Below are 14473 nucleotides of genomic sequence, written 5' to 3' on the forward strand. Positions count from 1 at the left end.
AAAGTGGTTTTGAACGCTATCGGAGCCGTTTCAGCTGCCTATGGGCCTATTTTTCCCATCTGGCCGCTACGGCGCTACCCGCAGCCGCACGCCGGCCGATTGCGCGCCGAATTCAGGCGCATACAAACACTGTACCTGACTCAGGCCACCCGAAAAATCGCCGGCCTGGCTGGCCCGCAAGCGGTACTCGAAAACGTGGGTACCACGCGGCACTTCGCCCAGAAAAAAGTTGGTGGCCGCGTCGCGGGGCGACTCATAGTAGCCCAGGCCGTTCTGGTAGCGGTAGCCGCTGGTTTGGCTGATGGGCTCTAAGCCGGCGGCGCGCTGGTCCTTGAGGTGCACGTATTCGAGGGCGCGGTCGGTGCGCAGTACGAGGCGCACCACCAGCGCATCGCCGATTTTCAGGGGCGAGGTGGGCGTGAGCTTCTCCAGCACCGGGCCGCCGGCAGTGCGGGTTTCGCGGTAGAACTGGCGCTCCAGGCTGAGTGGCGTAGCGGCGGGCGTTATCTTATCGATGTCCTCGAAATACTGCCAGTAGAGCGCCCCCCAGGCTACGCCCGCGTCGGGCTTGGTGATGGTCACGTTGCCCTGGGCGGGCTGGATTTCAGCGGCAGACCAGCTGGTTTTGAAGTAGCCGGTGCCGGCCTGCGCAGCCTCGGGCTTCACCGCCTGGCTGCCGACGGTAATTTGCAGGGGCTGGGTGGGGGCCAGCCAGTCGGAGCCGCGCAGCAGTAGGGCGTAGCAGGCATCGGCGGTGGCGCGGGTGCTTTCCCAGCTGTGGGTCTGCTTTTGCTTCAGCAGCCAGAGCTTCATCTCATCCACTGATTTCTGGTCGTTGCGCACTTCGTCGAAGGCTTCGATGAGGGTGGCCTGGGTTTCGGTGGGGGCTTCGCGCCAGTAGTAGCCGCCGCGCACTTCCTTCCAGTACATGCCCAGTTCGGGCGAGTGCAGGGCGTTTTCGGCGAGGGCGCGGAGAATCTCAGCGGCGGCGGGGGCTTTGGCATCGCGCCGAAACAGGGCCAGCGCTATTTGCGCTTGCAGGTAGCGGGTCTGGGCAGGCCAGAATTTGGCGGCCTGCGTGCGGTAGTAGCTGCTGGCGGCAGCGGCAGGCTTGGGGTCGTCGCCCGTTTCCGATTGCAGCCAGAAGCTACGGGCATACAGTGCCTGAATTTGCAGGTCGTTCGGGTGCTGCTCACTCAGCTTCACGCCTTTTTGCCGGCGCAGCTGGCTATAATCCTGCACCAGCGCATCATCGAGGTAATTCAAGGCGTTGCGCAAGACAACGCGGCCCACGGCATCTTTCTCGGCATCAAACGCCCCCAGCTTTTTCAGCTTGCCAAAACCGGCCACGATGAGTTGGGTGATGTAGCGGTCAGGGGGCATCTGCTCAAACCACGAGAACGCGCCGTTATCGAGCTGCATGCGCTGGAGCTTGAGCAGGGTGCGGCTGGTTTCGCCCCGCAGCCGGGTTTCGTCGAACAGCTCGGTGAGACGGGCCAGGCGGGCGGTTTCGCCCTGCGCGTCGCGCACCCAGGGCGTTTCCTGAAGCAGCAAATTTTTCAGCTCCTGATTCTGGGCCAGCTTGCTTTCGAGGGCATTTTTCTGCGCTGCTGTGCCGTTTTGGGCCTGGCGCGTCCACTCGGCCAGAACGGTTTTGAAGCGCGGGTTGGATTTGAGAATCTGCGCCGCGATGAGGTTGGCGTAGAGGCGGTTGAATACCTGCTCGGAGCACTCGTAGGGGTACTCCATGAGGTAGGGCAGGCTTTGCACGGCGTACCAGGCGGGGTTGGCCGTCATCTCCAGCGTGAGGCTGTAGTTGCGCCGCGTGGGGCTGCTGGTGCTGGTCAGCTTCTTCAGCTCGAACGCCCGCGTGCCGGGGCCCACGATGGGCAGCGGCAGGCTTTCGGTGATTAAGATTCTGTTGGGGAGCACGGGGAGGGTGTTTTCCTCGCCGTCGGAGAAACTGGTGCTTGGTGCTTGGTTGTTGGTGCCTGACTTTTGATTCTTGCGCCTGGGCTTCTTATCCTTAGCAGACCCAGCGCCAGGCACCAAGCGCTGTGCACTAACCACCACCCGATACGTCACGGCCACCGGCGCAAAATCACTCGGCAGCGCAATTTCCCAGCCCAGGGCGGCGCTCTGGTGCGCGGCAGCCAATACGGATTGCTGTGCCGAACCTTTCAGTAATTGGCTCGTGATATCCTGGCCGGTGGCGGCGTCGAGCAAAAACAGTTGCGCGGTGCCGCTGGTGGCGTGGTCGGTCAGGTTCGAGAACTTAGCGGGGAAGGTGAAGGTGTCGCCCTGCCGCAGGAAGCGCGGCGCATTGGGCGTAATCTGGATTTCTTTCTGCGTCACAAGTTGCCGGGCGAGCTGGCCGGTGTGCAGGCTTTTATCGTGGGCCAGGGCCAGCAGCTGCCAGCACGTCACGGCCTCGGGCATCTGAAATTCGAGCACGATGTCGCCGTTTTTGTCGGTGCGCAGGGCCGGCTGCCAGAAGGCCGTTTCGCGGAAATCGGTGCGGGTGGGCACGGTGGACAGGTCGGGGGCGGCGGCTTGGGGCTTTGGAATACCAGCACCCGTAACCACTACTTCATTAAGTTGCTTGTCATCAGTAGCCATTGCGGCTGAGGCCATTGGGGCGGGAGCGGCTTCCTGCATCCTGAACTTCTGGTTTTTAACCATTGGCCCTTTTGAGGCCTCAATTCTCATTTTGCGGTAAAAATCATGGCTGGTTAATTCCCACCCATTTAATTCTGGATAGTCCACATCGAATAGCGTTGTTGAACCACCTGACTGGTAAAAAGAGTTAGACCTCACCTCTCCAAACTCCCCCTGCCACCCAAACCGCGCCGGGTAATACCCCGCGCCCAGTTCCAGGCCCATCAAGCGGTGCAGCCGGAAAATATCCAAGCTCTGGTCATACAGTGTGGCCAGTAGCTCGGCATCGGCGGCTTTGCCATTGGCTTGATGAATAGTGACGCGCCAGGTTTCCCGCTGGCCGGGCTGGAGTTTGTCGCGGAAAGTGGCGATGGATAGCTGGAGCGGCTGCGGCTGCTCGGCTACCTGCACGGTGGCATCGTGGCGATAGAGGCGGTTGTCGCGCACCTGCATGGTGTGGATATAGAGCGGGCCCAGGGCCGTAGGTGGGCCGCTTTCGATGCGCAGGCGGCGCTGCTCGTTGGCATTCAGCGTCAGCCATTCCTGGCGCAGCAGCTGGCCTTCGCGCTCCACTTCCAGCAGGATGCGGGCGCCGGCTTCGCTGCTGCCCAGCAGGATTTCCGTGGACTGGCCGGGGGCCACGGTATCGGCCAGCGCCACAAACCAGTCGGGCGTGGCGAAAGGCACGGTGGCAGCCCGCGAGTCGTAGAGCGTGAAATCGAGGCGGGCCGTGTCGGTTTCGGCCGCGAAGGCTTCAAGGCGGTAGCGGCCGGTGGGCAGGGCCATCAGCGCCGCTTGCAGGTCGAGGACGGAGCTGGCTTTGGTGTCGAAAGCGAGGGTTTTCATCAGCTCCGGCTTGGCTTCGTTTTCCTCCGTTTCGGGAGCCGGGCCGGGCACACTGGGCGGGTTGGGCCGGTAGCGGCGGGCCAGCAGGCGCAACGTACCGGTGGCGGGCAGCGCCTCGCCGGTGGCGTTGGTGCTGAGCAGCGTGTAGATGGGCAATTTGGCTTTGTCGGCCATAACGGGGCCGGCGAGGCGCAGACTGAGCGGATTGCGGCCAATGGGGAAGTTGCGGGTGCCGGTGCGGGTTTCGCCGGCCGCATCGGTCACGTCGGCAGTGATTTCAAATAAATAGCCTGGCTCCCAGCGGCGGCCGGTGGCTTTGGGCACCAGCGGCGGCGTGAAGGTGAGCGTAAAGCGACCCTCGGCATCGGTGGTGGTGGTACCGTGGGCAATTTCCTGGCTGCCCTGCCCCCGACCCGGCGCATACATCCCGCGCCCGCCGTAGCCATAATCGAACAGCGCAAACAGCTCGCGCCGCGTGACGCGGTAGCTTACCGTAGCGCCGTCGGTGGCCTGCCCGGCGTAGGCGCGGGCGCGGCCGTTGATGGTGAGCGGCTGGCCCAGCTGTGGCCGGCCGGGCACTGAGTCGATGCTGACCAGAAAAGTGGGCCGCTTATAGTCCTCCACTGCGAAACGGAGGTTGCCGTGGTCGGTTTGCAGAGTCATTTCGCCATTAAGCAAGCCGGTGGGCAGCACCAGTGAGCCATTGAACGAGCCAAACTCCGAAGTGGTGAAGGGCAGCGTTTGCACGGGCTGGCCGTTCACGTCCATCAGCCCGACTACTACCGGCTGCTTGGTTACGAGGCTGCTTTTGCCGCGCAGTGTTTCGGTGAGAATGCCTTTGAAATACACCGTCTGGCCGGGCCGGTAAATAGCGCGGTCGGTGAAGAGGAAGGTGCGGCGTTGGGCCTGCTCGCTCATCGGGTTCGGCCGGTAATAGCGCCCGATACCGTCCAGCCTCAAGGTGTCGTTGCCGCGCCAAACGCGCACGGCCGTGACTCGCTCACCATCCGACTCGTTTGGGTTGGAAGCCTGAATTTCCACCTCGCCCGAAGCGGCAGTTTTGTACACGTCCCCCGTTCGGGTTATCTGTTTCCGCGCCTTCTGGTCGTAGCGGCTGTAGGTGGCCTGCGCCTGCACACCGGCCAGCGGCGCGCCCTGCTGCCGATGCAGCAACAGCAGTTTCAGCCCCCAATCGGTAACTCCCTGCTGGTTCACCGCACTCAGCTCACTCGCCCCCACAAATCCGTAGCTCGTTACCACACCCGGCCGCTGCTCAGTAGCCTTCGCCGCCTGGTTGCTGATGACTATCAGGTAATACCCCACGGGTAGTGCCGCACCCGCCGCCGCCAGCTTCTGCTCTTTATAATCCTGCGGATGCGCGGGCACCGGCACCGCCCAGGCGGCGGCCGGCGCGGCGCGCAGAGCACGGGCATAGCGCTGGGCCACGGTGCGTTGCAGGGCATCATACTGGCCCGATTTTTCCCATTCCTTCAGCGAAATGCGGTAGGCCCAGGCGTGTAATTCGGTCACGTTGCGGGCCGTCAGGTCCAGCCGCCAGGGCTGACTGGGAATGACGATATTCGAGGCGGTAAAGCTGATTTCCGGCTGCTCCAGCTGCTCGCGCAGCTGCCGGGCCCGCGCCGCGCCGCGCGACTTCGGAAACCGCGCCTCGGCCTCCCGCGCCAGGCGCACGGCGGCCACGTTGTTGCCGGCTTCGCGCAGGACTTCGGCCCGGCGGGCCATAAACTCGGTACTGATGGGCTGCGCCTTATACGTTTCGGCCATTCGCACCAAAGCCGGCTCGTACTGCGCAGCCAGGTCCGTATTCTGGGTGAGGGAATGCAGGTAATCCACGCGGCTCAAATCCACATCGGCAAGGGCGGCCACGTTCTGCGGGGTCGTACCCGGCAGGGCCAGCTGCTGGCGCGAGGCCGTGAGGCGCTGCAGCAGGTGCAGCGCGTGCAGCTGGCCGTTCAGCGAGTCGGCATCGGAGGCCAGCAGGCGTAGCGCGGCAAACTCCTGGGCGGTGCCAAACAGATTCGGCTCCGTCAACTGGAACTGCTGCTCGGGCCGGGTCACGTACAATTCCTGGTTTTTCAGGCCCTCAATGGCGCGCTGAGCCAACAAATCATACAGCGTGGGGCGCAGGGCGCGGCCTTCGGCATCGCCGCCAGTGGCCAGGTCGCCGAGGTCGACCAGGGTGGTTTTCAGTTGCTTCTGCGGCTCGTCCTCTACCGACTGGTAGTAGTGCCGCACGATGGCCGCGCCCAGCCGGCCCATGTCCCAGGTGGCGAGACCAGTGCCGCCGTCGGCCGTTTTTTGGTCGTCAGTGGTAGGGTTAGCGCCGGCCGTGCGCTGGTAGAAGCGGTAGCGGTTCTGGTTGAGGTAGGTGGTGTACTGCTCGGCCAGCAGCGAGTGCAGGATGGGCCGGGCCGGAAAGGCGGCGGTTTTCACGTCATTTTCCAGCAGGGCAATGGCCTTTTCGTCGGCATCCTCCTGTTTGGCCTGCAGCAGGCGGATTTTATAGAGCAGCGCCCGCACGTAGGCCGGGCTGTTGCCCTCCTTTTTGGCCTGTCGATAGATGGCTTCCACCAGCGGCGCGGCTGTGGCGGTCTGGTCCTTCTTCAGCAGCGCGTCAATCTTCTTCCAGCGGGCAGCATAGGGGCCAGGCGGTGGCCCGGGCGCGGCCGAGTCGGCACGAACAATCATGGTCAGGAGCAGGCAGATAAACAGGAACAGGCGCATAGGCGGGGTGGGCACAAGCAGAGGGTTGGAGCCATAAAGATGCCCGGTCGGGCTTTATTGCACACGGCAGCGCATTTTTTCACCCCACCCCCTGAATGTACCTGCTTCTGACGCAACAAAGCCCTTTACATTTGAGCTTGAAATTTTACCCATTCAATTTTCTCACAGTGAAGCACGTTTTCCTTCCAACCCTGGCCCTGCTGGCCCTTGCAACATCGGCCGTGCAGGCCCAAAGCACCATCACCTTCGGCCCCCGCCTGGGGGTTAATCTTTCCCGGTTTTCATACAGCGGCACGCCCCAGCAGTTCGACGATGTGAAGAGCATGGCGGGCGTGCAGGTAGGCGCTACGGCCAACATCAGCTTCGGCAATCTCGCCTTTCAGCCCTCCCTGATTTTCACGCAGAAAGGTGCGGAGCTCAAAAGCGCGGGCCGCGCCGTGAGCAACGGCGCCCCGTTCACGTATGCCATCACGGTATCGCCGAAGCTGAACTACCTCGAGCTGCCACTCAATTTTGTGTACACCACCGGCGGCGACCACGGCTTCCAGCTGTTTGCTGGGCCTTACGTGGCCCTCGGCGTGGGCGGTGGCGGCAGCTACAACGTGGCCTTCACCAGCACCGACCCCGACCTAGCGCTGTTCAACGGCAATTATCCCGGCTCGCTGAAAGTGGAATACGGCACCCAACAAAACGACAATTCCGCAGCGCAGAACAACCCCAATGCCACTTCGGCCCCTCAGCTAGTTCTCACCTTTCGCCGCCTCGACGCGGGCCTGAATGGCGGCATTGGCTATCGGGTGGGGCCGTTCCAGGCGCAGCTGGGCTACGGCCTGGGCCTCGTCAACTTTGTGCCCAACGATAATAACGGCCAGGACACTGGCAGCAAGGGCTACAACCGCAGCTTCCAGCTGGCCGCCAACTACTTTTTTGGCAGCAAGTAAGTACCTGCGCGGAAGCCCCCGTAAGCTCCGGTCCGACCGCCTGTGGCGGTCCGACCGGTTGAAGCACCCTCGATTTCGTCCTTACGACAACCGGTCAGACCGCCTAGGGCGGTCAGACCGGAGCTTATGGCGCGCTTTTTAGATGGGCTTGCTGCTGGTGCTTCAGGCTCAGGCGGCCGACGCTTTGGCGCCTACGGCATTGCCGGCCAGCACGGCTTCGGCCTGGGCAATATGGCGCTGCATATGCACGACCAGGAATTCGAGCTGGTCGGTGAGGCGCAGTAAAATCAACGGAAATAAGGCGTTGGGAATGCGGATGGTATTGGCATTAACCTGCCGGGCCAGTAGCGTGAGGCGCAGCAGCTCATCGACCTGCCGGCTGAAAACCTCCGTCACGGTGCGCGGCAGGCGGGTGCCCGTGGGCGCATAGCGCTGGGGCGAAGTGTAGGTTTTGACGCTCGGTGGCGTGCGCATGGCGCCGATAAACTTCTTGCCCAGATAGCCCTGTTTGGCCACGGCAGCCGGCTTCGAGCCCCGCTCCTGGGCGCGCTTGATGCGGGCCGCAATGCTGGGTAAGTAGTAGCCGCCCACAATGTTGAGGTGTTCCAGGCACTGGCCGGCGCTCCAGCGGCTGGGGCCGGGGCGGCGGTTCAGCTTTTCGGCGCTCAGGGGCCGAAAACGCTGCTGCGCCTTCACCCGCAGCACCAGCAGGTCGTTGGTTAGCTGGTCAAAGAAATCGGAGGTGGCACGAACGGCAACGGGCATAAAAGCAGAGGCTAACGAGTCGTAAACATACAATTTAGCAGCGGATTCCGAATAATTTACGTCGGATTTCCGCTTCGCCAAGCTCCGCATTTGGTTTCGGGCTGGTATCTTGGCTGCATGGTAAAACAATGTTTTTGGTATTGTAGTGCGCTGGTAGCGCTGGCATTTGCATTAACCCCGGAGGCCCGGGCCCAGGCCGTGCCCAACGCCGGCGAGCGGGTAGAGAGTCTGGTCACCTTCGGTGCGCAGTCGGACAAGATGTGGGGCGACGATGATTTCACCCAAACCTTCTTCTTCCTAATTCCCGAAAAACAGCGCGCCCCGGTCTACATCCGCGTATTCGACCCCGATTGCGGCGGCAAAAACGACGACCTGAAAGGCGCTGCCAATACCACCACGTCGTTCAGCCTCTACGGCGGCCCGGGCACTTTCAGCGGCCCCCAGGCCCGCGACCCGCGCCCCACCAACCCCGTGCCCACCGGCCGCCTGCTCAAGAGCCAGACCTTTGGCAACGAGCCGCAGTACGATGGCAAATGGTACACCTTCGGCCCGCTGAACCCGCTGGAAGGCGAGCAGGTGGATGAGTTTAAAGGCCGCGTTTTCAAGCTAGTAGCCCGGGGCCTCACCGGCAACGACGGCAACCTGTACCGCTATTTTTTCAGCACCAGTCCTACGGCCAATGTATCGGTGGAGGGCGGCAACGCCTTCACCTACGAGTACTGCTTCCGGCTGCCGGCCACGGCCACCAAAACCACCGTGCACCTCTATCCTTTCGTGAACGATAAGGTGGTGAGCATCAAGCAAAGCAACTTCGACGCCGATAACGCAGCCACGCTCAATGTGTTCAGCATTGCCAAAAATGGCCAGCCCGGCACCATGAGCGGTGACGGCGAGTGGACCAGCAGCGTGTTTCCGGTATCGCCCAAAGAGCACGGCCTCAGCCTCGATTTCCGCCTCACCTCCACCAAGGCCGCACCCAACGACCTGGTGTTTTACGTGACCGACCAGTACGAAACGGCCATGCCGTTTTTCGCCATTCCGCTGGGTGGCCCGCCGCGCTACCAGTACGATATCAACGTGAAAGTGCACCGGTAATTCCCGGGGCTACTTGTTAGAAAGCAGAACGTCCTGCTTCGGCTGCGCTCAGCAGGACGTTCTGCTTTAAGCGCTTACGCGCTTTATTCGTCGCCTTCGCCGTCGCGGCCGGCGTTGCGCTGGGGCGCGCCGTGGTCGGCGCTGTTCGCTTCGTCGGTGCGGTTTTCCTGGCGGGCGGCCGAGCCATAGTTTTGGGCCTTGTCTTCGGCGCGTTGGTCGCCCTGGGCGGGCGAGCCGGCGGTACTGCCGGCTTTGCTGTCGTCGTAGGCATCGTTATAAGAGCCGCCGCGTGAGCCAATGCCCTGTCCTACATCGCCCTTGTTAGCGCCGGCCGCCGTGTAGCCGTTGCGCTCGTCGCCGGTGTCGTTGTCGGGCACGCTGTTGGGCTGGTCGCGGCCCCGGTCGGCGTAGCCCTGGCCGCGCTGGTTGGCCATTTCGGGTTGGTTAGTGGAGTAGGTTTCCGTATCGTGGCGGCCCTGGCTGTCGGTGCCACTTTGGGCGGGCATGTAGTCCTCGGTCTGGTTGCGGTGGTCTACTTCGGGCGTGGCACCATCGCGCTGGTCAGTAGCGCTGCCTGGGTTGAGCGAGGTATGGCCGTAGTCGGCCGAGTAGCCGCTGCCGGGGCCTTTGGACGAGCCGTTGTCGTTTTCGTGGGGATTGGCGCTGGTGGGCGTTTGGCCGGTGGCGGTACCGGCCTCGAAGCCATATTCGGTGCGGCTGTCGGGGCGCTCGTCGCGGCCGTCGTAGCTGCGGTAGGAATTGTCCTGCTCGCCGGTGCGGCCGGGGCCGCCGTAGTAGTTGTCCTCGGCGGTGTTGTTGGGCTCGTAGTCAGCCAGCCGGTTCTGGTTGCCGAAGCCGCCGTGGGTGGTGCCGCCCAGGTCCTGCGCGCCAAACTCGCCCCGGTTGGGGTCGCTGTCCTGGTTTTCGCGGCGGTCCTGGTCTTGGTAGCTGTCTTGGGTGCCGTTGCCAAAATTGCCGCCGTAGGAGCCTTCGGGCACCAGGTCGGCGGGGTTGGCTTCTTTGTTTTCCTGGGGCTTGGTATCGGCGTCCACGGCTCCGGCGGCCATGCTGGTTTCGGCGGCGGCCAGCGCTTCGCTCGATACCGGCGTGGCAGCGGCGGGGCTGGTGGGCGGGCCGCCGGGCTGGCCCACGCCTTCGCCGGGCCGGGTGTGCTTGGTGGCCGTGTTGCCCACCGGTCCGTCGATGCGGTTGCCGGCAATGTCGTTGGGCTCGGTGTTCAGGTTTTCTTCGGCGTTGGTCATGGCGGTGGGATGATAAGTGGAGAGCATTAGCCAAAGGCTGCTTCCCTATACGCACGGCCGAACCCGTTGTTTTCGGCGCGGGTCGGGCGCGGGCATCGGCACGATTTTCGGCGGTGCCATTTTACCTTTGTCCGGGAGCGGCCCGCCGCGCTTCGGCTTTTCGGCCTTGGGCCGGCCGAGTGCAGCGCATCAAAACCCGATTCATTTTACCCTTACCCCACGCTTATGCTTACCGGCACCGTTAAGTTTTACGACGACACCAAAGGCTTCGGCTTCATCATTGCCGACGATAATGAGGAAGAAATCTTCGTCCACCAAACCGGCCTCATCCACGAAATCCAGGAAGGCGACCGGGTACAGTTCAACATCAAAGCCGGCAAGAAAGGCCCCAACGCCGTGGACGTAACCCGGGTACAATAATTTCCGATAACAGCCTGCGATAAGCCCCAGCGGGGCGGCATGTTGGTAGTTCGGCTATGCTATTAAGCGTTAAAGCCCCAGCGGGGCGACACTCGTCAAACAAGTGTCGCCCCGCTGGGGCTTTAACCATTTTTCGTCAGCACTTCCTAACGACATGCCGCCCCGCTGGGGCTAAAACGAATAAATCTACCTATTTCTTTGCCACGTGCTTGGCCACCCGCACGCCCACGGCCATGAGGCCGGGCAGCTGGTCCTGGCGCATGTACTGCTCCAGGGTGAGGGTGTAGCTGCCGGGCTTGGCGAAGTGCTGATTGGGCAGCGCCAGGGCCTGCAGGTCGTAGATATCGCCGGTGCCGCTGCCTTTGGGCTCGCCGGTTTTGGGGTCCATCAGCAGGATTTGGTGCAGCAGCGGCGGGCCCGCCGGACCGGCGGGGCCGGTGAGCGTATGCTTCATATACAGGTTGTAAAACCCATAGGCTGAAGCATAGCGTACGTTGAAAAACACGTCGTAGCGCGCCGTCGTGTCCTCAATCGTGAAGGTGAAGGCGGGCTTCTGCTGCACGTCCCACGAGTATTTCGGGAAGTCCGTATTCTGCTCAAAAACCCGGTTGGGGTCGCAGGCCGTGAGCAGACTCAGGAGCCCGCCTACCACCACCAACCTCCATGCAAAACGCTGATTCATACTAGTAACTGGTATTCGAAAACAAAACGGCATTGATTACGAGCCGGCCGGAGCCGGGGCCGAGTCGGACGCGGCTCCGCCTTCGCCGGCCGGGCCACGGCCGCTGCGGCGGTTGCGGCCGCCCCGGCCTTCGCGGCGCTCGCCACCTTCGGCACGGCGCTCGCCACCCTCGCGGCGCGGGCGCGGCTCGCCCGGGCCTTCGGCGGCGGGGCGGGGCGGGGCACCGGCGGTAGAATCGGCGCGGCGGGGGCTGTCGGGGCGACGGTTGCGGGGGCCTTCGGGGCGCGGCTCGCCGGCTTCGCCCTCGGGGCGGGGCGCGTCGGTCCGGTTGCGGCCGCCGCGGCGGTTGCTGGGGCGGGCGGCGGCCCCGCGGCGGCCGCGCTGCTCAGCCGTATCGCCCAGGGCGGGCACCGGGTTGTCGGCATCGCCGGGGCCGGGGCTGGTCATTTGCTCGGGCGGGCGGGGGCCGCCGGGGGCGGCACCGGCGGGGCGGCGGCCGTCGCGGGGGGGCCGGCCTTCGCGGGGCTCGCGGGCCGGGCGGCCTTCGCGGGGTTCGCGGGGCTCGGTGCCGGGTTCCTGGGCGGCGCGGGGCTCCCGCTCGGGGCGGGGCGCACGGGGCTCGCGCAGTTCCCGGCCTTCGCGGGGAAGGCGGGCTTCGGCGGTTTCGCCTTCTTTCTCGCCTTTGCCTTTCTTGCGCTTGGTGCGCTTGGCGCTCGATTTAATTTTGTCGTCGAGGCGGTCGAGAGAGCCTTCCACAATGGCCGATACTTCGGGCTCGGGGGCTTCTTCGCGGGGGGGCAGCAGGCTTTCGATAACCTCGCCGCGCTTGTTCATTTCCAGCAGCTCTTTCACCCGGGCCGTGTCCAGCATCACCCAGTTGTTGTCGCCCTTAAAGGCAAACCACATGCGGCGGCGGAAGATATCGGTTTTCTGCAAAAAGGCCTCGCCCTTGTTGGTTTTGAGGGGGCGCTGCACCTGCGGAATGTCCTTCAGGGCATCGAGGTAGGCATCCAGCTCATAGTTGAGGCAGCACTTGAGGCGGCCGCACTGGCCGGCCAGCTTCTGGGGGTTCAGGCTCAGGTTCTGGTAGCGGGCAGCGGTGGTGCTCACGGTTTTAAAGTCGGTGAGCCAGGTGGAGCAGCACAGCTCGCGCCCACAAATACCAAGGCCGCCGATGCGGCCGGCTTCCTGCCGCAGGGATATCTGGCGCATCTCGACGCGTACCCGGAACTCGTCGGCCAGGCGGCGAATGAGCTCGCGGAAATCGACCCGGTCCTCGGCCGAATAATAGAAGAGGGCGCGGGTGCGGTCGGCCTGGTATTCTACGTCGCTCAGCTTCATGCGCAGACGCAATTCGCTCACCATGGCGCGGGCCCGGAACATGGTACCGGTTTCGAGGTCGCGCACGGCCTGCCACCGCTCCTCGTCGTCGGGGGTGGCAACGCGCAGGATGTTGCGGATTTCCTTGGAGTCGGTGGGTACCTTCTTCTTGCGCATTTGCAGGCGCACCAGCTCGCCCTTGAGCGAGACGTGGCCGAGGTGCCAGCCCGAGCCGGCGGCATCTACCACCACGGCGTCGCCGGTCACAAGGGGTAGGCGCAAGTCGTTGCGCATAAACTCCTTACGGCCGCCCTTGAAGCGCACTTCCACCAGGTCGAAGCCGGCGAATGAATCGGGGATTTCCACGTCCTGCAGCCAGTCGAAGACGTTCATCCGCGTGCAGCCGCCGGAGCTACAGCCCCCCTTCGAGCCGCAGCCCCCTACTTTGGTGGTGCCGCAGCCCCCACCGGTTGAACATGATGCACAAGCCACGAGTCAGACAATTATATAGTTGGGCGAAAAGCTGGTTTTCGCGAAAATTCGGTTCCTAGCAAAGATACACAAATAGCACAGGGCGCTTCCGATGGGCTCGCGGCGGGGTTTGGGCCACCCCTATCCCCCAGCGGCCAGCACAGATACCGGCCGCAGTGCCCCAATTCGGGCGTATAATTATTACAATAGTTTATTATACTGGCACTTACAAGATTTTGTCATTTTCCGCAATGTAAATTAGCAAAAACTCATTCAGATTCCAAAAAACGGCGTTTTGATTAAACTATTTTTAAAATACGAATGAATGAGTGGTGTGATTCGTAATTACAGCCCTATATATTCGCTCATTCTTCACCAAATCATCACCCCAAAAACCACTATGAAAAGGTTCAAACTTCTACCACTGCTGGCGCTGGCTGGCGCGACTCTATCCCTCTCGTCGTGCAGCAAAAAAGAAGAAGTCGCCGCAGCTCCTTCGGCTGTTTCGCAAGATGCCATGGCTCAGATTAAAGCTTTGGGATTCAGCACACAGGATGTAAAAAAAGTTGACGGCGGCTACGTTGTGGAAGGCGACATGCTGCTGACCCCGGAGCTGCTGGCCAGCGCCCCCGGCTACTCCACCCTCCGCGTGGGCCAGGACGAGCAGTACCGCACCACCAACCTGGTGGGCAGCCTGCCACGCGTGCTCACCGTGAGCATCAGCAGCTCATTTAACTCGGCCTACGTGACGGCCATTGATGAGGCTATCCGGCGCTACAACGCGGCGGGCCTGCGGGTAACGTTCCGTCGCATCAGCACGACTGGGGCCGACCTGCCCGTTAAGTATTCGTCGAACCTGGGCGCGGGCGTACTGGGCCAGTCGGGCGGCTTCCCCAGCGGTGGCAACCCCGCGCCGGGCTTCACCTTGGTACCCAACGTAATCAACAGCTCGAACACTAATTACATTGCGACCATCATGGCGCACGAGATGGGCCACTGCATCGGCATGCGCCACACCGACTACTACAACCGCGCCTACAGCTGTGGCGGCAGTGCCTCCAACGAAGGCGCCAGCACGGTGGGAGCCATCCTCATCCCCGGTACGCCTTCGACGGCCGAGCCGAACTCCTGGATGCTGGCCTGCGTGGGCAACGGCGTGAACCGTCCCTTCACCAGCAACGACCTGACGGCGCTGAACTACATCTACTAGTGTAATCCGGCAGCACCGGCTAAAGAGTAAGGGGCTTCCGCTTAAACCGCGGCCCCTT

The 14473-nt window shown here is 63.0% G+C and carries 9 protein-coding genes; 4 read left to right on the top strand and 5 right to left on the bottom strand.

All coding sequences use genetic code 11. The features are described 5' to 3' along the window. Positions 1 to 66: 66 nt before the first annotated feature. Positions 67 to 6264 (bottom strand): alpha-2-macroglobulin family protein, encoded by a 6198-nt coding sequence (locus HBN54_RS01075; RefSeq protein ID WP_168671296.1) that lies wholly within the window; start codon positions 6262 to 6264, stop codon positions 67 to 69. A gap of 152 nt (positions 6265 to 6416) precedes the next feature. Here HBN54_RS01075 and HBN54_RS01080 point away from each other — a divergent pair, with 152 nt between their 5' ends. Further along, positions 6417 to 7190 (top strand): outer membrane beta-barrel protein, encoded by a 774-nt coding sequence (locus HBN54_RS01080; protein ID WP_168671297.1) that lies wholly within the window; start codon positions 6417 to 6419, stop codon positions 7188 to 7190. A gap of 168 nt (positions 7191 to 7358) precedes the next feature. Here the strand turns inward: HBN54_RS01080 and HBN54_RS01085 are convergent, their stop codons facing one another. Then, positions 7359 to 7955, bottom strand: coding sequence for a DinB family protein (locus HBN54_RS01085; RefSeq protein WP_168671298.1), 597 nt, complete (start codon positions 7953 to 7955; stop codon positions 7359 to 7361). A gap of 117 nt (positions 7956 to 8072) precedes the next feature. Between HBN54_RS01085 and HBN54_RS01090 the strand changes: the two genes are divergently transcribed. Continuing rightward, positions 8073 to 9050: a hypothetical protein gene (locus HBN54_RS01090; RefSeq protein WP_168671299.1), complete on the top strand. Its 978-nt coding sequence runs from the start codon at positions 8073 to 8075 to the stop codon at positions 9048 to 9050. An 83-nt stretch (positions 9051 to 9133) separates the two neighbouring features. Here the strand turns inward: HBN54_RS01090 and HBN54_RS01095 are convergent, their stop codons facing one another. Then, positions 9134 to 10312 carry a hypothetical protein gene (locus tag HBN54_RS01095; RefSeq protein WP_168671300.1) on the bottom strand — a complete coding sequence of 393 codons (1179 nt, stop codon included), beginning with the start codon at positions 10310 to 10312 and terminating at the stop codon, positions 9134 to 9136. Positions 10313 to 10537: 225 nt separating this feature from the next. Here HBN54_RS01095 and HBN54_RS01100 point away from each other — a divergent pair, with 225 nt between their 5' ends. Next, positions 10538 to 10732, top strand: coding sequence for a cold-shock protein (locus tag HBN54_RS01100; protein ID WP_168671301.1), 195 nt, complete (start codon positions 10538 to 10540; stop codon positions 10730 to 10732). A gap of 190 nt (positions 10733 to 10922) precedes the next feature. Here the strand turns inward: HBN54_RS01100 and HBN54_RS01105 are convergent, their stop codons facing one another. Next, the gene (locus HBN54_RS01105) at positions 10923 to 11414 is read right to left on the bottom strand and encodes a gliding motility lipoprotein GldH (protein WP_168671302.1); all 492 of its coding nucleotides are present in this window, start codon (positions 11412 to 11414) and stop codon (positions 10923 to 10925) included. A gap of 36 nt (positions 11415 to 11450) precedes the next feature. Beyond that, positions 11451 to 13127, bottom strand: a complete 1677-nt coding sequence (ricT, locus tag HBN54_RS01110) for a regulatory iron-sulfur-containing complex subunit RicT (RefSeq protein ID WP_168671303.1) — start codon at positions 13125 to 13127, stop codon at positions 11451 to 11453. A 478-nt stretch (positions 13128 to 13605) separates the two neighbouring features. Between ricT and HBN54_RS01115 the strand changes: the two genes are divergently transcribed. After that, the gene (locus HBN54_RS01115) at positions 13606 to 14415 is read left to right on the top strand and encodes a M57 family metalloprotease (RefSeq protein ID WP_168671304.1); all 810 of its coding nucleotides are present in this window, start codon (positions 13606 to 13608) and stop codon (positions 14413 to 14415) included. Positions 14416 to 14473 lie beyond the last annotated feature (58 nt).

The organism is Hymenobacter artigasi, from assembly GCF_012275535.1.
Lineage (GTDB): Bacteria > Bacteroidota > Bacteroidia > Cytophagales > Hymenobacteraceae > Hymenobacter > Hymenobacter artigasi.

Excerpts from the sequence above, each read along its gene's own strand:
- HBN54_RS01105 (WP_168671302.1), bottom strand. The coding sequence starts at position 11,414 with ATGAATCAGCGTTTTGCATGGAGGTTGGTGGTGGTAGGCGGGCTCCTG.
- HBN54_RS01095 (WP_168671300.1), bottom strand. The coding sequence starts at position 10,312 with ATGACCAACGCCGAAGAAAACCTGAACACCGAGCCCAACGACATTGCC.
- HBN54_RS01100 (WP_168671301.1), top strand. The coding sequence starts at position 10,538 with ATGCTTACCGGCACCGTTAAGTTTTACGACGACACCAAAGGCTTCGGC.
- ricT (WP_168671303.1), bottom strand. The coding sequence starts at position 13,127 with ATGAACGTCTTCGACTGGCTGCAGGACGTGGAAATCCCCGATTCATTC.
- HBN54_RS01085 (WP_168671298.1), bottom strand. The coding sequence starts at position 7,955 with ATGCCCGTTGCCGTTCGTGCCACCTCCGATTTCTTTGACCAGCTAACC.
- HBN54_RS01115 (WP_168671304.1), top strand. The coding sequence starts at position 13,606 with ATGAAAAGGTTCAAACTTCTACCACTGCTGGCGCTGGCTGGCGCGACT.
- HBN54_RS01090 (WP_168671299.1), top strand. The coding sequence starts at position 8,073 with ATGGTAAAACAATGTTTTTGGTATTGTAGTGCGCTGGTAGCGCTGGCA.